Origin of the sequence: Cellulomonas chitinilytica, assembly GCF_016862675.1 — a bacterium.
GTDB classification, from domain to species: Bacteria; Actinomycetota; Actinomycetes; order Actinomycetales; family Cellulomonadaceae; genus Cellulomonas; species Cellulomonas chitinilytica.
Genome location: NZ_BONK01000011.1, coordinates 151,992 through 170,955, shown reverse-complemented (window position 1 = coordinate 170,955; position 18,964 = coordinate 151,992). Strand labels below are relative to the sequence as shown.

Below are 18,964 nucleotides of genomic sequence, written 5' to 3'. Positions count from 1 at the left end.
AGTTCGTCGTCCGGGTCCCGACGCTCGACTCCGCGACGACCGAGACGTCCCACGTCGGTCCTCCCGTGCGGCTCACCTCCAGCCACTCGTCCACAGGTTGTGAGATCCGCCCGCCGCGGCGTGTCCGGTTTCGGTAGGTTCCCCGCCATGCGGATTCGTCAGGGGGCATGGGGTTGGGCAGCGCTCGGCGCACTCGCGCTCACGGCGACCGGCTGCACCGGGGGTCCGCCCGATGATCCGGCCCAATCCGCGAGCGCCTCCCCTTCCGGCCCGAGCACGGCAGTGGCATCACCTGAGCCAACACCCGAGCTGACGGCGGTTCAGCCAGTCCCCTCGGCCGAGATGGCGCAGCCAAGCGCAGGCGGCGCCGTCGCTGCTGCGAAGTACTACTTGGAGCTCTACAGGTACGCCTTTGCTACAGGCGATCTCGAAGGCTTCACCGCCATGTCGGCGACAGACTGCACGTTCTGCGCAGACGTTATCGGGGACATCGAACAGATGGTTCTGGTGAAGCACACAAACCCGCCAGCCACGATCGAGTTCGCTCGGGCCAACGGAATCGAGGTCGTCCCGGGGCAGTCGTACGGAGCAGACCTTGAGGTTCATCAGGGCGCCTGGACCGAAGTGGACAGCACCGGAAAGGTCACAGACCGCGGCGGTCCTTCCAGCGTTCAGATGTATTTCGCGCTCGGTTGGACCGACAACGCCTGGCTGGTCCGTCAGGTAGACGTGCACGACGCTCCGACGCCATGAGCCGATTCATTCGCGGTTTCGTGCTCGTACTGTCGATTGGGTGTGCAGCCACTCTCTCCATCGCACCTCCTGCTTTGGGACACCCCGATGACTCCTCCGGCCTTGGCGGGCGTGTGAGTGAGGACCGCAGAGCGGTCCTGTTGACCGTCACCGAAGGTGAAGCACAGCGGCAGGCCCACCTGGTACGAGCAGATCCGGACGCCGGCCGCTACGAGTACGAACGCGCCCCGCTCTGCAATGTCACGAACGCTGTTCGCACGACGCCGCTGAACGGCCCGTGCCCGCCGGCGATCGGCGACACCGGCCCCGACGCCTGTGGCGAGGATGCCGTCGTTGACCCCTTGTGGATGCGAGTGCGATCGACCCCGACCTCGGACGACTGGACCCCGTGGACTCAGGTCGACCAGGGCGGCTGCGCCGCGGACCTGCTGCCGGTCCTGACCCAGGCCGACTTCCGCCGCCTCCCCCTCGCCGCACCGGCGCTCAGGATGCAGCCCGACCGCGGCTGGGTCCTCGTCAACATCGAGACGATCGTCATGACCGATCCGGCGGAGCAGACGCTGCGGACGACGTTGCTCGGCCACGGGATCGACGTCGTCGCGACCCCGACGAGGTACCGCTACGAGTTCGGTGACGAGCTGGATCCTCTGACCACGACGAGCCCGGGCCACCCGTGGCCGGACCACGACACGTACCACGTGTACCAGCGGCCGGGCACTCGCCAGATCACGCTGACGACGACGTGGACGGGCCGCTACCGCGTCGACGGCTCTCCGGTGTGGCGTGAGGTCGACGGGACCGCGCAGACGTCGGCGACGACACCACCGTTCGAGGTCCAGGAGCGGCGTTCGCACCTGGTGACGAGCCTGTGCACCGACATCCCGAAGCCGGACGACTGCTGAGCGCCCGTGTGTGGGTGTGACCCGGCAGGATGGGCGACATGCAGCTTCCTGTGATGCCGCCGGTCGCTCCGATGCTCGCGAAGTCGGTCCCGCAGATCCCTGACGTCGGCCACGTGGAGCCGAAGTGGGACGGGTTCCGCACGATCGTGTTCCGGGACGGCGACGAGGTCGAGCTGGGCAGCCGCAACGAGCGGCCGATGACCCGGTACTTCCCGGAGGTGGTCGAGGCCATCAAGGCGAACACCCCGGAACGGTGCGTGATCGACGGCGAGATCATCCTGGTCACGGGCGACCGCCTGGACTTCGACGCCCTCCAGCAGCGCATCCACCCGGCGGAGAGCCGGGTCCGCAAGCTCTCGCAGGAGACGCCGGCGTCGTTCGTGGCGTTCGACCTGCTGGCGGTCGGCGACGAGGACCTCACGCAGCACCCGTTCGTCGAGCGCCGTGCCCGTCTCGTCGAGGCGCTCGCGAGCGCGAGCGCACCCATCCACGTCACGCCGGCCACGGCCGATCTGGCCGAGGCTCAGGACTGGTTCACGCGGTTCGAGGGTGCGGGGCTCGACGGCGTCGTCGCGAAGCCGCTGGACGGCACCTATCAGCCGGACAAGCGGACGATGTTCAAGATCAAGCACGAGCGCACCGCTGACTGCGTGGTGGCGGGTTTCCGCTGGCACAAGACCGGGGATGTCGTGGGTTCGTTGCTGCTGGGCATCTGGGCGGACGACGGGCACCTGCAGCACGTCGGTGTCGCCGCGTCGTTCCCGATGGCGCGACGCAAGAGCCTGCTCGACGAGCTCGCGCCGTACCGTGACGTCGACCTCGCGGAGCACCCGTGGGGGCAGTGGGCCGACCAGGCTGCGCACGCGGAGAGCCGGATGCCGGGTGCGGTGAGCCGGTGGAACGCGAAGAAGGACCTGTCGTTCGTCCCGCTGCGGCCGGAGCTCGTCGTCGAGGTGGCGTACGACCACATGGAGGGTGACCGGTTCCGGCACACCGCCCAGTTCCGCCGGTGGCGCACGGACCGGGACCCTCGGTCGTGCACGTACGAGCAGCTCGACGAGCCGGTGAAGTTCGACCTGGCGGAGATCCTCGGCAGGCACTGACCGCTCGGCGGCGACCCGGCCCAGCCCGCCGTCGTCCACCCGGGCACGTGCGCGGTCAGAGGTCCCGCTTCTCCCGCATGGCCCGCTGGGCCTCGAGGTTGTCCTGCCGTTCCCGCAGGGCCTGCCGCTTGTCCCAGTCCTTCTTGCCCCGGGCGAGCGCGATCTCGACCTTCGCCCGACCGTCGAGGAAGTACAGCTGCAGCGGCACGATGGTGTGCCCCTTCTCGCGGGTCTTCGACGCGAGCCGGTCGATCTCCTCGCGGTGCAGCAGCAGCTTGCGCTTGCGGCGGGGCGCGTGGTTGGTCCAGGTGCCCTGCGAGTACTCGGGGATGTGGACGCCGTGCAACCACATCTCGTCGCCCTCGATCTCGCACCAGCCGTCGACGAGGGACGCGCGGCCGAGCCGGAGTGCCTTCACCTCGGTGCCGGACAGGACCATGCCCGCCTCGAGCACGTCCTCGATGGTGTAGTCGTGCCGCGCCTTGCGGTTCGAGGCGACGACCTTGCGCCCCATCTCCTTGGCCACTGCCGCGGCCTCCGTCCTTGCGTCGTCCTGCTGCGATCACGCCGCGCACGTCCGCGCACCGCCGGACGAGCGTACCCGCGACGTCCACCGGATTGCCGATCCGCACGGACCGGCGTGACGTGGCGGGAGAGGTCAGAGCCCCAGCAGCGGCCGCGGGTTGGCGGTGGCGCCGTTGACGTACACCTCGAAGTGCAGGTGGCACGCGGCGGACGTGCCGGTGTTCCCGGCGTACCCGACGAGCTGGCCGGCGTTCACGTGCTGCCCGGCGCCCACGGCGAAGCTCGTCAGGTGGTTGTACGACGACGACAGGGCGTTCCCGTTCACGTACCCGTGGTCGATCATGACCTGGTTCCCGAACCCCGTCCGGGCCTTCGCCCACTGCACGGTTCCGGCACGTCCGGCGTACACCGGCTGCCCGCAGTGGTCGCGCAGGTCGATCCCGGCGTGCAGGCGCCAGTAGTGCAGGATCGGGTGGAACCGCATGCCGTACTCGGACGTCACGTAGATGGGGTTGGTGGCCGTCGGGTTACCGAACAGCCCGTTGCCGATCGGGCCGGCGGGCCCCTGGGACACCCCGGCGGCGGCGTCGCGGGCCTTCTGCTCGGCGATCGCGGCCTGCAGCTCGGCCTGCACCTGGGCGGCCTCGGCGTCGATCGCGGCGAGCTGCGCGGCGATGGCGGCCTTCTGCGCCTCGAGGTTCTGCTGCTGGGCCACCTGCTGCGCGAGCAGGTCGTCGAGCGTCTGACGGGCGGCTGCCGCGGCGGCGCGGGCGGCGTCGGCCTCGACGACCTTCTGGTCGGCGGCGGCCTTGAGCTCGGTGACCCGCTCCTGCACGGCGACGAGCCGGGCCTGCGCGTTCTTGTTCTTCGCCTCGGTGGCCTTGAGCGCGTCGAGCACCTGCGCCTGGGTGCGCAGCGCGGTCGACATGAGCCCGTAGCGCTGCACGAAGTCCTCGGTGCTGTCGGCGTCGAGGATCATGCCGACGCCCGACACCTCCCCGCCGCTGCGGTACGCCTCGCGGGCCATCTGGCCGATGGCGCCGCGCAGGGCGGCGGCCTTCTGCGCGTCCTGGTCGATCGTGGTGGTGATCGTGGTCTGCTGCTCGGTCGCGTCCTGCAGGCGGGCGGCGATGATCGCGGCCTCCCGCTGCGCCTTCTCGAGCGACGCGTTCGCGGCGTCGAGGGTGGCCTGGGCGGCGGGGATCTGGGCCTCCAGGTCCTGGAGCGCGGCGATGACGGTCTGGAGGCTCGCGTCGAGGCCTTCCATGGCGTCCTCGGCGTCGTCGCGCGCCTTCGCGTTCGCGGCCTTCTTCTGCTCGGCGGCCTTGCGCTTGTCGTCGATCGCGTCGGCGCCCGCCGGGGTCGCGAGCCCGATGCCCAGCAGGAGGGCGATCGCGGAGACGACGGCGGTGAGTCGCAGGTGGCGGGTCACATCACACCTTCGTGTAGCGGCTGAGGGTGACGAGCGACGAGATGGCGGAGAGCAGGATCGCGACGGCGATCAGCGCGGGGGCCACCGTGAGGACGTCGGCCGTGCTGACGTACGGGATCCAGGTGACGGACGCGCCGAGCCAGTCGGTCACGAGGTACTCGACGCCGACCCACAGGCCGCCGACGGCGAGCAGCGCTCCGACGGTCGCGGCGATCGCGCCCTCGAGCATGAACGGCAGCTGGATGAACATCGTCGACGCGCCGACGAGCCGCATGATGCCCGTCTCGCGGCGACGCGACAGCGCGGACAGCCGGATGGTCGTGGTGATGAGCAGCACCGCGGCGACGAGCATGACGATCGCGAGGCCACCGGCGAGCAGCGTGGCCCGGTCGAGCACGAGGAACAGGTTGTCGAACAGCTTGCGCTGGTCCTGCACCTCCTCGACGCCTTGCCGGCCGGACACGACGTCCGCGACGACCTGGTACTTCTCGGGGTCGGTGAGCTTGATGCGGTACGAGGAGTTCATGTCGTCGGCGGTGGCCGCCGACGCCCAGAACTGGTCCTTGAACTGCTTCTGGAACGCCTCGAACGCCTGCTCCTTGGTCTCGAAGTAGACCTTCTCGACCCACGGCTTGATCTCGGGGGCGTCGAGCGCGGCCTGGATGTCGGCCTTCTGCTCGTCGGTCACCTCGCCGGCGGCGCACGTCGGCTTCGACGAGTTCTGCGGGCACAGGAAGACGGAGACCTCGACCTTGTCGTACCAGTCGTCCTTCATCTTGCCGATCTGCAGCTGCAGCAGCGCCGCGGAGCCGACGAACGTCAGCGACACGAAGGTGACGAGGATGACGGAGATCGTCATCGACAGGTTGCGGCGGAGCCCCTGGCCGATCTCGGAGAGGATGAACTGGAGACGCATCAGCGGTCCGACCCGTAGACGCCACGCGACTGGTCGCGGACCATCTCGCCGGTCGACAGCTCGATGACGCGCTTGCGCATCTGGTCGACGATCTCGTCGTCGTGCGTCGCCATGACCACGGTGGTGCCGGTGCGGTTGATGCGGTCGAGCAGGCGCATGATCCCCAGGGAGGTCGTCGGGTCGAGGTTTCCCGTGGGCTCGTCGCAGAGCAGGATGCTCGGGCGGTTGACGAACGCGCGCGCGATGGCGACGCGCTGCTGCTCACCGCCGGACAGCTCGTGCGGGCGGCGCTTCTCCTTGCCGGCCAGGCCGACCATCTCGAGCGTCTCGGGCACGGTGGTGAGGATGTGGTGGCGGGGCTTGCCGATGACCTGCAGCGCGAACGCGACGTTCTCGAACACCGTCTTGTTGGGCAGCAGCCGGAAGTCCTGGAACACGGCACCGATCTGGCGGCGCAGGTGCGGGACCTTCCACGACGAGAGGTTGCCGAGCTCCTTGCCGGCGACGAAGACGCGCCCCGCGGACGCCCGCTCCTCGCGCAGCACGAGCCGCAGGAACGTGGACTTGCCCGAGCCCGAGGCCCCGACGAGGAAGACGAACTCGCCCCGTTCGACGTCCAGGGACACGCGGTCCAGCGCTGGTCGGGCGCCGCGCGCGTAGACCTTGGTGACGTTCTCGAATCGGATCACGACATCGGGGGCCAGTGTTCGGGGACAGGCGGGGAACTGCTGCTGGCCTCGTCGAGACTAGGCAACGTGAGGTGCCCCACCCCCGCGTGACACGCCGTCCGTTGCCTGTGAGAACGGGCACCGATCCTGTTCGTCCGTATTTGCCCAGGTCAGCGCGGCGACGCCCGGAGCGGAACGCTCAGCGGGAAGCGCTGCGCTGCGTGCCAGCGGAACGGGGCATCGGCACGTCGGCGACGTCCTCGTCCGCCTCGTCGCCACCTGTCCGACGGGCCTCGAGCGTCCCGAGCGGGTCCTCCAGGACATCCGCGAACGCGACCTCGGCCGCGCCGATGAGCTGCGCGTCGGACCCGAGCTCCGAGCGCACCAGGAGCGCCTGCTCCCGGATCGGTCCGAGCGCGCGGGCGAACGCCTCCGCGAGCGTCGGCTCCATGGTCGGGTAGAGGGCACCGAGCGTGCCGCCGAGCACGACCACCCGCGGGTTGAACAGGTTGACGAGGCTCGCGAGCCCGATGCCGACCCACTCCCCCGTCTTGCGCACACCCGCGACGGCCCGGCGGTTGCCGACCGCGACGTCCGACAGCACGTCGTCGATCTCGGCCTCCCGCGGGTCGCGACCGACCGAGCGGATGATCGCCGCGTCGCCGATCTCCGCCTCCCAGCAGCCGCGCGCCCCGCACGAGCAGACCCGGCCGCCCGGCTTCACGACGATGTGCCCGACCTCGCCGGCGTACCCGCCGGCCCCCTTGAGCAGCTCGCCGTCGACGACCACGCCACCGCCGACACCGGCCTCGCCGCGCACGTACAGCACGTCCTGCTGGCCGCGCGCCGACCCGCGCAGGTACTCCGCGACGACGCCGAGGTCGCCGTCGTTGCCGACGGCGACCGGGAACCGGTGCTCGGTGGCGACCCGCAGGAGGTCGGCGAGCGGCACCTCGTGCCACCCGAGCGGAGGCGAGCGCCGCACGAGCCCGTCCGGCTGCCGCACGCTGCCCGGGATCGAGACCACGATCCCCAGGCACACCGACCCGGGCGTCGCCCGGCTGTCCATCTCCCGGGCGAGCGTCGCGATGAGCTCGACGACGCCCGGCACGTCCATCGGCGTCGTCTGGTGCAGCCGCCGGCGGACCTGAAGCATGTACCCGCCCAGGCCGACACGCGCCGCGCCGACCCCGGACTGCGTGACGTCGAACGCCAGCACGTGCACGCTCGTGCTCACCGGCTCGACGACGTTCGACGGCCGCCCCTTGCCCCGGACGACGCCGGGCCGCTCCCGCACGAGGCCCGTCTTGACGAGCTCCGACGTGAGCGACCCGACGGTCGACCTGTTGAAACCGGTGGAGGCGACGATGTCCGACCGGGACGCCGGGCCGTGGAAGTGCAGCAGACGGAGCACCGCCGACAGGTTCTGCCGACGCACCTCGTCCTGCGCGGACGCGTCCGCGCGCCGCACGACAGGACCTGCACCGAGCCGCACCGCCTGCCCCCTTCAGCTCGCCAGCTCCGTGCGCTAGCCCCGTCCTGTCGCCCGTGCCCGGCGGCGCGAGAGTGCGTCGACCGCGGCGGCGGCGGCGAGCACGATGCCCGTGACCACGTACTTGATGCCAGCCGAGTATCCGAGCAGGCCCATGCCGTTGTCGATGACCGCGATCACGAGACCACCGATGATGGCGTCGATGATGCGGCCCTTGCCGCCGAACAGCGACGTGCCACCGATGACGGCCGCACCGACCGCGTACAGCAGCACGTTCGAGCCGCCCTGGTTCGGGTCGACCGAGTTGGCGCGGGACACCGCGAAGATGCCGGCCGTCGCCGCCATCGTCGAGCAGATCATGAAGCACGAGATCCGCACCCACGACACCCGGATGCCCGCCCGGCGTGTCGCCTCGGCGTTGCCGCCGACCGCGTAGATGTGCCGGCCGAACGCGGTCCGGGTGAGCACGAAGCCGAGCAGCAGCGCGATGACGATGATGAACGGCACGACGATCGGGACGCCCTTGATCGACTTGAGGTCGGGTCGCGGCCCGCGCTCCATGTTGAGCTCGTAGACGGCGACGAACACGACGATCGCGAGCACGACGATCTTGAGGACCACGAGCTGGATCGGCTGCGCCAGCAGCCCACGCTTGCGGCGCTGGCTCCAGTTCCACAGCCCGCTGAACGCGTACGCACCGACGCCCACGACGGCGAGGACCCAGCCGAGCAGCGGCGGCACGTTGTTGTTCTCGAGCGACAGGATCACCTTGTCGGTGATCGAGATGTTGCCGCCGTTGCCGATCATCAGCAGCACCACGCCTTGGAAGGCGAGGAACGCCGCCAAGGTCGCGACGAACGACGGGATGCCGACCTTCGCGACCAGCAACCCGAGCATGATGCCGATCACCGCGCCGGTGACGAGCGCGGCGATGACGGCCAGGTACCACGGCCACCCGTACCTGGTGAGGGTGAGCGCGAGGACCGTGCCACAGACACCCGACGTGAAGCCGGCCGACAGGTCGATCTCGCCCAGGAGCAGGACGAACACGAGCCCCATCGCCATCAGCATCACGACCGCGCCCTGCTGGAACAGGTTCGCGACGTTGACGTTGGTGATGAACTTCTCGGGCCGCAGCGCGAAGAACACGAGGCCGAGCACGGCGAGCGCGGCGATCGCGGGCAGCGACCCCATGTCGCCGCCGCGCACCTTGCTGATGTAGCCCTGGACGGCCTCGGAGAACGTCGGCTGCTCGACGTTGCCGGCGAGGTGCGACAGCGACTGGGCCGGCTTGTCCGACGAGGAGAGGGTCGGCGTGCTCATGCGAGGGTGCTCCCGTTCGCGTCGGTGGTGGGTGCGTCGGCGACCGGGGCGCTCGCCGCGGCGACCGGCACGGCCGGGGCGTTCGAGGACGAGCCGCTCGTGATGAGCTCGATGACCTCGGCCCGCGAGCTCTCGGCCGTGCGGACCTGCGCGGCGGTCTGCCCGAGGTAGAGGACGTTGATGACGTCGGCGACCTCGAATACGTCGTTCATGTTGTGCGAGACGAGCACGACGGCGAGCCCGGCATCGGCGAGCCGGCGCACGAGCTGCAGCACCTGCTCCGTCTGCGCGACGCCGAGGGCGGCCGTGGGCTCGTCGAGGATGACGACCTTGCTGTTCCACAGCACGGCGCGGGCGATCGCGACCGTCTGGCGCTGACCGCCGGACAGGCTCGCGACGTGCTGCCGGATGGACCGCACGGTCCGCACCGACAGGCTCGCGAGGACCTCGGCCGCCCGCGTCTCCATCTTCGCCTCGTCGAGCCGGATGCCCTTCTTGAGCTCCCGGCCGAGGAACATGTTGTGGACGATGTCGAGGTTGTCGCACAGGGCGAGGTCCTGGTACACGACCTCGATGCCCATGTCGCTGGCCTTCGCCGGGTCGGAGATGTGGGCGGGCTCGCCCTGGAAGAACACCTCACCGGCGTCGAACGGGTAGATGCCCGCGATGCACTTGATGAGCGTCGACTTGCCGGCACCGTTGTCGCCGACCAGGGCGGTGACCTCACCGGCCCGCGCGACCAGGTCCACGCCCCGCAGGGCGTGCACCGCGCCGAAGTTCTTCCGCCCGCCGCGGACCTCGAGGCTCGGCGGCGGGGCCAGGTCGGGTGCGCCTTGCGCTGGGGTTCTCATCGTCCACCTCGTCGTGTCCTGCGGTTCCCCTGATCGTCGGGGTCACCGCTGCCTGGGGGGTCGAGCCGTCGTCGTCCGCTCCGTCGCGGTCGGGGGCTCGCCCGGTGTGCGTGGCCGCGGTCCGTCGTCCGGTGCTCCTGCGGCCTGCGCGCGCCACGCCCTGCGTCCCCGGTCGCACCGGGAGACGCGCCGAGCGACGCGCGCCCGGCCGGTCCGCGGTGAACGGACCGGCCGGGTGCTCCCGTCGGTGGCCGCCCGGTGCGGGGCGACCACCGACGGGTCCGTGCTCAGGAGATGCCGGCCTCCGTGCACTTGGCGGCGAGCTCCGCGGTGCAGACCTTCTCCTTGGTGGTGAAGCCGTCCGCGATGACGTCCTTGACGTTGTCGAAGTAGATCGCCTCCGGCTTGAGCAGCACGGCCTTGACCTCCTTGCCCGTCTCGGTGTCCTCCACGGTGCCGGTCGCCTGGCTGGAGGCGTCCTCACCCTTGGCGAGCGCGACGGCCAGTCCGGCGGCCGCGTCGGCCTCCTTCTTGATCGCCTTGTAGACCGTCATGCACTGGTCGCCCGCGAGGATGTTCTGCAGGCCCTGGTCGGTCGCGTCCTGACCGGTCACGGGGATCGTGCCGTTGACGCCGTTCTTCTTGAGGACGTTGATCACCGAGTTGGCGAGGCCGTCGTTCGCGGCGAGCACGCCGTCGATCTGGCCACCGGTGGTCGTCCACTGCTGCTCGAAGATCGTCTGCGCCTGCTTGTTGTCCCAGTCCGGGACCGCGTCGTCGGCGACCTTCGTGTAGTCGCCCGAGTCCATCTTCGGCTTGAGGGCCTCGACGGCACCGGCGTTGAACAGGGTCGCGTTGTTGTCGGTCGGGGAACCGTTGAGGTACGCGATCTTCGCCTGCGTCTTGCCCTTCTCGTCCAGGCACTTCTGCAGCCCGGCACCCTGCAGGCGGCCGACCTCCGTGTTGTCGAACGACACGTAGAAGTCCGCGCCGCCGCCGAGGGTCAGTCGGTCGTAGTCGATCGTCGGGACACCCTGGTCCTTGGCCTTCTGGAGGACGGCCTTGCCGGACCCGGAGTCGAGGTTGACGATCACGAGGACGTCGACGCCGTTGGTGAGCATCTGGTCCGCGATCGTCTGGAACTGCGTCTTGTCGCCCTGGGCGTTCTGGATGTCGGCGTCCACGCCGGCCGCCTCGAACGCTGCCTTGAGGAGAGGCGCGTCGGCCGTCTCCCAGCGGGCGGAGGACTTCGTGTCAGGCAGGATCACGCCCACCGACGGCTTGTCGCCGCTACCGCTGCTCGCGGTGTCGTCGCTCCCCGCGTTGTCGTTGCCGCTCGAACAGCCGGCCAGCAGCAGCCCGGTGGCCATCACGGCCGCCGTCCCCAGGAACATGCTTCGTCGCATCGGTCTCCCTCTCGTGACGACGCCCCATTGCGCTCGTCTCCACCCGGCGCTGGGCGCTCGGACATATGTTGCGTGCCACAACATATGAGCGAGTGCCCCAGGTCACAAGCAGTTTCGGGTGTTCCGTGGTCAAACTGTGACCTTTCCGCCACTCGAACGAGTTGTCCGGTTCGCTCATCCGGCTCTCATGTTGCGGCAGGCAACATATCCCTGCGCCGCCGCGGTGGCCCCCTCGCACGGGTCCTGACGCACCCGTCCGGCACTCGTCGACGGACGTCCGTCCAGGTCACCGGACCGCTGACCAGGACGCGCGTCCGCCTCGTCTCGTGCACCCGCGCCCGGCACAGACGCGCGACGCCCCCGGCGCGGTCGCGTCGGGGGCGTCGAGGTCGTCCGTGAGCGGGCTCGGCCCGCGGCTCGTCGTCGTGCGGCCTCAGGAGGCGTCGAGCTCCTGCGACTTGCGCCAGCGGATCCCGGCCTCGATGAAGTCGTCGATGTCCCCGTCGAACACCGCGCTCGGGTTCCCGACCTCGTGCTCCGTCCGCAGGTCCTTGACCATCTGGTACGGCTGCAGGACGTACGACCGCATCTGGTCGCCCCAGCTCGCCTTCACGTCGCCCGCGAGCGCCTTCTTCTTCGCGTCCTCCTCCGCCTTGCGGACCAGGAGCAGCCGGGACTGCAGCACCCGGAGCGCCGCGGCGCGGTTCTGGATCTGCGACTTCTCGTTCTGCATCGAGACGACGATGCCGGTCGGGATGTGCGTCATGCGGACCGCGGAGTCCGTCGTGTTGACGGACTGCCCACCCGGACCGGACGAGCGGAACACGTCGACCTTGATCTCCGACTCCGGGATGTCGACCGAGTCGTTCGACTCGATGAGCGGGATCACCTCGACGGCCGCGAAACTCGTCTGCCGCCGACCCTGGTTGTCGAACGGCGAGATCCGCACGAGCCGGTGCGTCCCGGCCTCGACGGACAGGTTCCCGAACGCGTACGGCACCTTGACCTCGAACGTCGCCGACTTCAGGCCCGCCTCCTCGGCGTAGCTCGTGTCGAGCACCGCCGTGGGGTAGCCGTGGCGCTCGGCCCAGCGCAGGTACATCCGCAGGAGCATCTCGGCGAAGTCGGCGGCGTCCACACCACCCGCGCCGGAACGGATCGTGACGACCGCCTCGCGCTGGTCGTACTCCCCCGACAGCAGCGTGCGGACCTCGAGCTCGCCGAGGTCCTTCCGGATCGCGATCAGGTCGTGCTCAGCCTCGGCCAGCGCGTCCTCGTCCTCCATCTCGACCGAGAGCTCGACGAGCGTCTCGAGGTCGTCGATGCGCCCTCCGAGCTTCGAGACGCGCTCGAGCTCCGACTGCGTCGAGGACAGCGCGCTCGTGACCTTCTGGGCCGCCTCGGGGTCGTCCCACAGGTCCGGCGCCGACGCCTGCTCCGAGAGCTCGGCGATCTTCGCCTTCAGCGCCGTCGGGTCGCTCACGGCCTGGATGGACTCCAGCGTGGAGCGCAGGCTGCGGATCTCGGAAGGAAAGTCGGTGGTGGCCACAACTGTCCAGGCTACCGGTGATCGTCACCCTGTCGGCGCGCGCGGAGCGACACCGCCGACCGCGCACGCTCAGGACGCGCGGGCGACCGACTCCGCCTCGAGGGCGATGCCGTCCGACCAGGGCGCGAGCACCCAGCTCAGCAGCACCGGCCTGGCGGTGGCACCGAGCCGGACCTCGGCCGAGCGCCCGTCGGGCGTCGTCGCCGACAGGACGGTCAGCCCGTGCAGCCCGTCGGCGGCGCCCGGGTTGTCGCGCAGGTAGTCCTCGACAGCTGCTCGGACGCTCGCGTCCGAGAGCGGCAGCCCACCGCCGTCACCCCGGTCCGGGAAGTACCCCTGCTCCGCGAGCGCGTCCGCGGACTCGAGGGCGACGAGGTCCGCGAGGGCGAGGAGGCGCTTGCGCTCGAGGTGCACGGCCGTCGCCGACACGACGACGGTGACGAGCAGGAGCGCAACGGCCACGAAACCGATGGTCAGGAGCATGATCTGGCCGTCGTCGCGCCGGCTCGCAGCGACACGTTCGCGCCACCACCTCATCGGGCGCTCCGGAACTCGTCGACCGCAGCGACCCGCTCGGCGCTCACCGGCACCTCGAGCGGCACGGCACCTCGGACGAACGCCGGCACGAACGGCAGGGGCACCCGGATCTCGACGTGGGCCTCCACCCGCCCCCCGGGTACGAGGCACGGCGTCGTCGAACAGCTCAGGGTGAGCGCCTGCGCCGGGTCGTCGTCGAACGCCTGGTCGCGCAACGCGATCCTGACGGACGACACCGCCTGCCGTGTGCCGACGGCCGACGAGTCCGCGGTCACGTACGTCCGAGCCGCCTCCCGCGCCGCTCCTTCGGCGGCGAACGTCGCCGCCTGGACGCGGCCGAGCACGAGCACCAGGTAGACGATCGGCACGAGCAGGACGAGCGACGCGCCGAGGAACTCGAGGACCGCGTTGCCGGCCTCCCCGTCCCGCGCCCGGACGCGGGCGAGGAACCGGCTCCACGTCCGACGCCACCGGGTCACGGGTTCTCCTCGAGCGCGTGGCCGTGCACGGTGAGCTGACCACCGGGACCGACGAGTCCGACGACGGGCAGCGGGCTCGTCACCCTCACGTCCACGACGTCCACCCCGTCCACCGTCGTCCGGACCGCGGTCACGTCACGCGCGTACGTCGCCGAGAGTGCCTGCTCGATCAGGGCCCGGGTGCGTGCCTCCCCGTCGGACGGCACGTGACCGGAGAGGGCCGCGTACCGGGCACCCTCGGCTGCACAGTCGACCAGGGTGTTCCGCACGTGCTGGACGACCGCGAGCTGCAGCACGGCAGCGAACAGCACCGTCACGAGCGCTCCCACGAGCGCGAAGTCGACGATCGCGGAACCCTCGTCCCCGCCGATCAGGGACCGGTGACGCTCGAGATCGCGTCCTCGAACACACCACCGAGCGCGGGGCCCGCGATCATCCAGAGCGCCGTCACCAGCCCCGCCGTCATCAACGTGACGAGGACCCAGCCGGGGACGTCGCCGCGGTCGGCCGGCCCGACCTGCGCGGTCCACCGGCGGTGGCACCGGGCCGCCACGGCACGGCTCCACCGGGTCGCGCGCACCCCGAGGGGCGCGCGCGGGCCTGTCGTCCTGGCGTCGGTCATCGGTGTCTCCTTCGTTGTCGTTCGCACGCCGCCTCCCGGTACCCGCACGCGTCGTCGGTGCCGGAGCGGCTGCACGTCTCACAGACCGACCCTCAGCACGACGAGGCTCGGGAACACGGCGAAGACGACGGTGATCGGCAGGATGAGGAACACCACCGGCACCATCATCAGGACCTCCTTGCGGCCGCCCGACTCCATGAGCGCGCGCCGGCCCTCCTCGCGGACGTCCTGGGCCTGCGCCCGGAGCACCTCCGCGAGGGGCGTGCCCCGCTCGACCGCGACGGCGACGCCCTCGGCGAAGCGCGCGAGGGCGGCCAGGCCGGTGCGGTCCGCAAGGCCGTCGAGGGCGACGGTGAGCGGCGCGCCCGCACGCGCGTCGGCGAGCGTCCGGGCGAGCTCGCCGGTCAGCTCGCCGCGGGTGCTGCGGACGACCCTCTCGAGCGCGCCGACGGCCCCCTCCCCCGCACCGACGGCCAGCGCGAGGAGCTCGGCGACGGTCGGCATCTCCGCGAGCATCCGCGCCTCACGCCGCGACACCTCACGGGTCAGGAGCCAGTCACGGCCCAGCACGCCGGTGATGCCGGACAGCACGACGAGCACGACCAGCGCCACGGGCGACGTCTGCCGGACGGACACCACCGCGAGCGCGACCCCCAGGCCGGCGGCGAGCCCGACGACGCCCCACACGACCTGGCCCGCACGGAACTGCTCGACGGTGTCGGGACGGCCCGCCCGGGACAGCCGCCGTCGCAGGTCGGACGTCGTCGACCCGAACCGCGCGACGAACCGCACGGCGTCCGCCATCACGGGGGCGATCAGCCGCTCGACGGTCGGCAGGGCGGTGTGCGCGGCGGGGGCTCGCAGCAGTCGCGACCCGGTGCTCCTCGGCCGCAGGTACGGTGCGAGGCGCTGGTCGAGCCCGATCCTGCGTGCACGCAGCCGCGCGACGACGAGCAGGATCCCGACGCCGCCGAGCAGGCCGACGAGTGCGCCCTGCGCCGTCGGGCTCACCGCAGCACCCTCGGGTCCTCGGGCAGCCGCGCGATGCGCAGCATGAGGACGTACGCGACGACCGTGCACGCGCCGCCCGCGAGGAGGACGGCCAGACCTGTCGGGGTGTCGTACGCCCGCGCCGCCTCCGGCCTGGTGGACAGCAGCGCGAGCACGATCCACGGTGCCGCGACGGCCAGCCGGGCGGCGTACACCGTCCAGCTCTGCCGCGCCTCGAGCTCGCCCCGCGTGCGCAGGTCGTCGCGCAGGAACGTCGACAGCGTGCGCAGCAGCCGCCCCAGGTCGGTGCCGCCCACGTCGCGCGTGAGGCGCAGGGCCTCGACGATGCGGTCGGCGACGGGGTCGGCGAGCCGCACCTTGAGGGCGTCGAGGCACTCCCCGAACCGTCCCGTCGCCCGGTAGTCCTCGGCGAACGCGAGGAACGGGTCGCGCAGCTCGACGGGGCCCCGCTCGGCGATCTGGGCGACGGCCTCGGGCAGGGACAGTCCCGCACGGATTCCCGACGCGAGATGGTCGACGACCTCGGGCCAGAGCTGCCGCAGGCGCGCTCGTCGGCGTCGCGCCCGACCCCGCACCAGTGCCGAGGGTGCGAGCCCGGCGAAGACCCCGAAGCACAGCGCGATGGACGGGACCCGGGTGAGCACGAGACCGACGAGCAGCGCCACGAGGCCGAGCCCGATGCTGGTCAGGAGGAGCCCACCCGGGGTCACCCCGTCCATCCCGGCCTGGACGAGCGCGTCGCGGGTCCGGGCGCTCCACCCCGGCCGCGCCGTCGCCGGGCGCTCGACGGGCGCCCACCAGGACCACCAGACGCACGCGAGGCCCGCACCGAGCAGCAGGCCGACGACGACCCCCACGACGCCCTCAGCCCCGCCCGCGCAGGAGCGCGGCCAGGTCGGTGCCGGTGCGGGCGAACCGCTCCGGGTGCGGCGGGTACCCCTCAGCCCGCACGAGATGCCCCGCACGGGTGGTGAACACGTCCGCCGTCTCCACGACCCCCTGCTCCACCCGCCCGGGGACGGCCACGATCTCGCGCACCTGACGGCGGCCGTCCACCTCGACGCCGAGGTGCACCACGAGGTCGACCGCGGACGCGACCGTCGGCACCACGAACCGGTCGGACACGTTCTCACCCGCGAGCAGCGGGAGGGTGCAGAGCTTCGTGAGCGCCTCCCGGGCGGAGTTCGCGTGGATGGTGCACATCGCGGGGACCCCGGCGTTGAGCGCGATGAGCAGGTCGAGCGCCTCCGCCTCGCGCACCTCGCCGACGAGCAGCCGGCTCGGGCGCATGCGCAGCGCCTCCTTGACCAGGCGGCGCAACGGGATCTCCCCGGTCCCCTCCAGGCTCGGCTGCCGGCACTGCATCGCGACCCAGTCCCGGGCGCTCAGCCGCAGCTCGAAGACCTCCTCGCACGAGATCACCCGTTCCCGGGGCGGGATCGCGCCGCACAGCGCGTTGAGCATCGTCGTCTTGCCCGCCTGCGTCGACCCGGACACGAGCACGTTGAGCCCGGCCCGCACGGCGGCGTGCAGGAAGGCCGCGGCGTGCGGCGGGAGCGACCCGAGGGCGACGAGGTCGTCGAGCGTGGTCGCCCGCACGACGTACTTGCGGATGTTGACGCTCCAGTGGCGTCGCGTGACGTCGGGGATGACGGCGTGCAGCCGCTCCCCGCCGGGGAGCGACGCGTCGACGAACGGGCTCGACAGGTCGAGCCGCCGCCCCGAGACCTTGAGCATCTGCTCGACGAGGTCGCGCACCTGCCCGTCGGTCAGCATCGTCGTGGTCAGCTCCGCCTCGCCTCGGCGCGCCACGAACACCTGGGTCGGGGCGTCGGCACAGGATGCGATACTGCACACGTGGTGACAGCGGCCTATGTGCGGATCTCGTCGGACCCAACCGGTCAGGCGCTCGGTGTCGAGCGCCAGGAGTCCGAGATCCGCGCGTGGGCCGCGGACCACGGCAAGGTCGTCGACCTCGTCTACTCCGACAACGACCTGTCCGCGACGACAGGGGTTCGCCGGCCCGGGTTCGAGGCGCTGCTGGCGGACCGGCCCACGGAGGTCGTCGTCTGGCACCAGGACCGCCTGCTGCGCGTCTCCCGCGACCTCGAGCGGGTCCTGGCGACCGAGATGGTCGTGCACTCGGTGCAGGCCGGCACCCTCGACCTGGCGACGCCGACGGGCCGGGCCGTCGCCCGCACCGTGGCGGCCTGGTCGACCCATGAGACTGAACACAAGGCGCAGCGGCAGCGTGCGGCCAACCGCCAGCGCCGCCTCATGGGACTGCGCAGCGGTGGCGGGCAGCGCACGTTCGGGTACACGCAGAACGGGCTCGAGCTGATCCCTGAGGAGGCCGCCGCGGTCGCGGAAGGGTTCGCCGCCATCCTCGCCGGAGGGTCCCTGTCGCACCTCGCGCGGACATGGAACACGGCCGGGCTCACGACGACGTTCGGCAACCCGTGGGCGTCCACCACGATCCGCTCGGTGCTGCGCAACCCGGTGTACGCGGGCCTGTCGGTGTACGACGGAGAGGTCGTCGCTCGCGGGACGTGGCCGGCGATCGTCGAGGAGGCGACGCACGTCGCAATGACGGCGCTCCTGTCCGACCCGGCCCGCCGGCGCAACGTCGCGAGCGACGGACGGCGCAAGTACCTGCTGCCGAGCCTGCTCACATGCGGCGTGTGCGGTGCGTCGATGACGACCGGCCGCAGCGGGAAGGGCATCCGCACCTACGTGTGCTGGTCGACCCGTCACCTGTCCCGCGCGGCGGAGGCGATCGACGAGTACGTCACCGAGGCCGTCCTGTCCCGTCTCGAGCGTGTCGACCTGCCCGTCGCGGGCATCGACGCCGACGCGGTCCGCGAGCTACAGACCGTTCGGGACCGTCTCGACGACCTCGCAGCCGCGTACGCGGCCGACAGGGTCACGCTGACGCAGCTCACGACCGCGACGGAGGCGCTCCGGTCCCGGCAGGGCCAGCTCGAGACCAAGCTCGCGACGTCACACGCCGGGAGCGTGCTGCACGCGTTGACCGGGGACGTCCGGGCCGCGTGGGAGGGGCTGAGCCTCGACCGGCGCCGCGCCGTGATCACCGCAACCGTCGAGACGATCACCGTCACGTCGCCCGGGCGCGGTGCCCGCACGTTCCGCCCGGAGACCGTCCAGATCGTCTGGCGCTAGCCGCGCTCGGACGTCGCGCCGGCCAGCAGCACACCGAGGCGCACCACCTGCTCCGGGGACAGCGGCGGGGCGTCCTGCCCGCACTGTCGCGCAGCCGCGCGCGCCGCATCCGACAACGTCATGGGCCGAACTGTGCACCAGCGACCCATTCATCAAGCAAATTATCAAACGCCAGGATCAATTCCAGAACAAGCCACGTGTGCAAAATGCCTGAC

At 71.2% G+C, this 18,964-nt stretch carries 20 protein-coding genes and 1 pseudogene; 4 read left to right on the top strand and 17 right to left on the bottom strand.

What is annotated here, in order from left to right; all coding sequences use genetic code 11:
* The first annotated feature begins 147 nt into the window (after window positions 1–147).
* The 3 genes from Cch01nite_RS16115 to Cch01nite_RS16105 are packed head-to-tail and all read left to right on the top strand — an operon-like array spanning window position 148 to window position 2,758.
* Window positions 148–753: a DUF6318 family protein gene (locus tag Cch01nite_RS16115; protein ID WP_275407222.1), complete on the top strand. Its 606-nt coding sequence runs from the start codon at window positions 148–150 to the stop codon at window positions 751–753.
* Window positions 750–1,655: a hypothetical protein gene (locus Cch01nite_RS16110; RefSeq protein WP_203757275.1), complete on the top strand. Its 906-nt coding sequence runs from the start codon at window positions 750–752 to the stop codon at window positions 1,653–1,655. The genes Cch01nite_RS16115 and Cch01nite_RS16110 overlap by 4 nt, the downstream gene beginning before the upstream one ends.
* A gap of 38 nt (window positions 1,656–1,693) precedes the next feature.
* Window positions 1,694–2,758, top strand: coding sequence for an ATP-dependent DNA ligase (locus Cch01nite_RS16105; protein WP_203757273.1), 1,065 nt, complete (start codon window positions 1,694–1,696; stop codon window positions 2,756–2,758).
* Between the two features lie 55 nt (window positions 2,759–2,813).
* Here the strand turns inward: Cch01nite_RS16105 and smpB are convergent, their stop codons facing one another.
* The 16 genes and pseudogenes from smpB to Cch01nite_RS16025 form a co-directional block, all read right to left on the bottom strand.
* Complete coding sequence (smpB, locus tag Cch01nite_RS16100; RefSeq protein ID WP_203757271.1) at window positions 2,814–3,284, bottom strand: SsrA-binding protein SmpB; 471 nt, start codon at window positions 3,282–3,284, stop codon at window positions 2,814–2,816.
* Between the two features lie 132 nt (window positions 3,285–3,416).
* Complete coding sequence (locus Cch01nite_RS16095) at window positions 3,417–4,715, bottom strand: M23 family metallopeptidase (RefSeq protein WP_203757264.1); 1,299 nt, start codon at window positions 4,713–4,715, stop codon at window positions 3,417–3,419.
* 1 nt (window position 4,716) lies between these two features.
* Window positions 4,717–5,631 carry a permease-like cell division protein FtsX gene (gene ftsX / locus Cch01nite_RS16090; protein ID WP_203757262.1) on the bottom strand — a complete coding sequence of 305 codons (915 nt, stop codon included), beginning with the start codon at window positions 5,629–5,631 and terminating at the stop codon, window positions 4,717–4,719.
* Window positions 5,631–6,320: a cell division ATP-binding protein FtsE gene (gene ftsE / locus Cch01nite_RS16085; protein ID WP_203757260.1), complete on the bottom strand. Its 690-nt coding sequence runs from the start codon at window positions 6,318–6,320 to the stop codon at window positions 5,631–5,633. The genes ftsX and ftsE overlap by 1 nt, the downstream gene beginning before the upstream one ends.
* Before the next feature lie 178 nt (window positions 6,321–6,498).
* On the bottom strand, window positions 6,499–7,770 hold the full coding sequence (locus Cch01nite_RS16080) for an ROK family transcriptional regulator (protein WP_203757258.1): 1,272 nt from the start codon (window positions 7,768–7,770) through the stop codon (window positions 6,499–6,501).
* A 57-nt stretch (window positions 7,771–7,827) separates the two neighbouring features.
* Complete coding sequence (locus Cch01nite_RS16075) at window positions 7,828–9,114, bottom strand: sugar ABC transporter permease (protein ID WP_203757256.1); 1,287 nt, start codon at window positions 9,112–9,114, stop codon at window positions 7,828–7,830.
* On the bottom strand, window positions 9,111–9,965 hold the full coding sequence (locus Cch01nite_RS16070) for an ATP-binding cassette domain-containing protein (RefSeq protein WP_203757254.1): 855 nt from the start codon (window positions 9,963–9,965) through the stop codon (window positions 9,111–9,113). Before Cch01nite_RS16070 ends, Cch01nite_RS16075 begins: the two co-directional genes overlap by 4 nt.
* Window positions 9,966–10,252: 287 nt before the next feature.
* Window positions 10,253–11,371 carry a sugar ABC transporter substrate-binding protein gene (locus Cch01nite_RS16065; protein WP_203757252.1) on the bottom strand — a complete coding sequence of 373 codons (1,119 nt, stop codon included), beginning with the start codon at window positions 11,369–11,371 and terminating at the stop codon, window positions 10,253–10,255.
* A 433-nt stretch (window positions 11,372–11,804) separates the two neighbouring features.
* On the bottom strand, window positions 11,805–12,920 hold the full coding sequence (prfB, locus tag Cch01nite_RS16060) for a peptide chain release factor 2 (protein ID WP_203757251.1): 1,116 nt from the start codon (window positions 12,918–12,920) through the stop codon (window positions 11,805–11,807).
* A 69-nt stretch (window positions 12,921–12,989) separates the two neighbouring features.
* Window positions 12,990–13,457: a pilus assembly protein TadG-related protein gene (locus Cch01nite_RS16055; RefSeq protein WP_239070769.1), complete on the bottom strand. Its 468-nt coding sequence runs from the start codon at window positions 13,455–13,457 to the stop codon at window positions 12,990–12,992.
* Window positions 13,454–13,936 carry a pilus assembly protein gene (locus Cch01nite_RS16050; protein ID WP_203757249.1) on the bottom strand — a complete coding sequence of 161 codons (483 nt, stop codon included), beginning with the start codon at window positions 13,934–13,936 and terminating at the stop codon, window positions 13,454–13,456. Before Cch01nite_RS16050 ends, Cch01nite_RS16055 begins: the two co-directional genes overlap by 4 nt.
* The gene (locus Cch01nite_RS16045) at window positions 13,933–14,265 is read right to left on the bottom strand and encodes a pilus assembly protein (RefSeq protein ID WP_239070766.1); all 333 of its coding nucleotides are present in this window, start codon (window positions 14,263–14,265) and stop codon (window positions 13,933–13,935) included. The genes Cch01nite_RS16050 and Cch01nite_RS16045 overlap by 4 nt, the downstream gene beginning before the upstream one ends.
* 41 nt (window positions 14,266–14,306) lie before the next feature.
* Window positions 14,307–14,489: a hypothetical protein gene (locus Cch01nite_RS16040; protein WP_203757347.1), complete on the bottom strand. Its 183-nt coding sequence runs from the start codon at window positions 14,487–14,489 to the stop codon at window positions 14,307–14,309.
* 147 nt (window positions 14,490–14,636) lie between these two features.
* Entirely contained in the window at window positions 14,637–15,569 is a 933-nt protein-coding gene (locus Cch01nite_RS16035; RefSeq protein WP_203757247.1) for a type II secretion system F family protein, read from the bottom strand.
* Window positions 15,566–16,426, bottom strand: coding sequence for a type II secretion system F family protein (locus Cch01nite_RS16030; protein WP_203757241.1), 861 nt, complete (start codon window positions 16,424–16,426; stop codon window positions 15,566–15,568). The genes Cch01nite_RS16035 and Cch01nite_RS16030 overlap by 4 nt, the downstream gene beginning before the upstream one ends.
* A 7-nt stretch (window positions 16,427–16,433) precedes the next feature.
* A pseudogene (locus tag Cch01nite_RS16025) lies at window positions 16,434–17,402 on the bottom strand (TadA family conjugal transfer-associated ATPase); the annotation flags it as partial.
* Window positions 17,403–17,426: 24 nt separating this feature from the next.
* Between Cch01nite_RS16025 and Cch01nite_RS16020 the strand changes: the two are divergent.
* Window positions 17,427–18,749, top strand: coding sequence for a recombinase family protein (locus Cch01nite_RS16020; RefSeq protein WP_239070761.1), 1,323 nt, complete (start codon window positions 17,427–17,429; stop codon window positions 18,747–18,749).
* Here the strand turns inward: Cch01nite_RS16020 and Cch01nite_RS22945 are convergent.
* A complete protein-coding gene (locus Cch01nite_RS22945; protein WP_275407220.1) occupies window positions 18,746–18,871 on the bottom strand; it encodes a hypothetical protein in 126 nt (41 codons plus the stop codon). The genes Cch01nite_RS16020 and Cch01nite_RS22945 overlap by 4 nt on opposite strands.
* Window positions 18,872–18,964 lie beyond the last annotated feature (93 nt).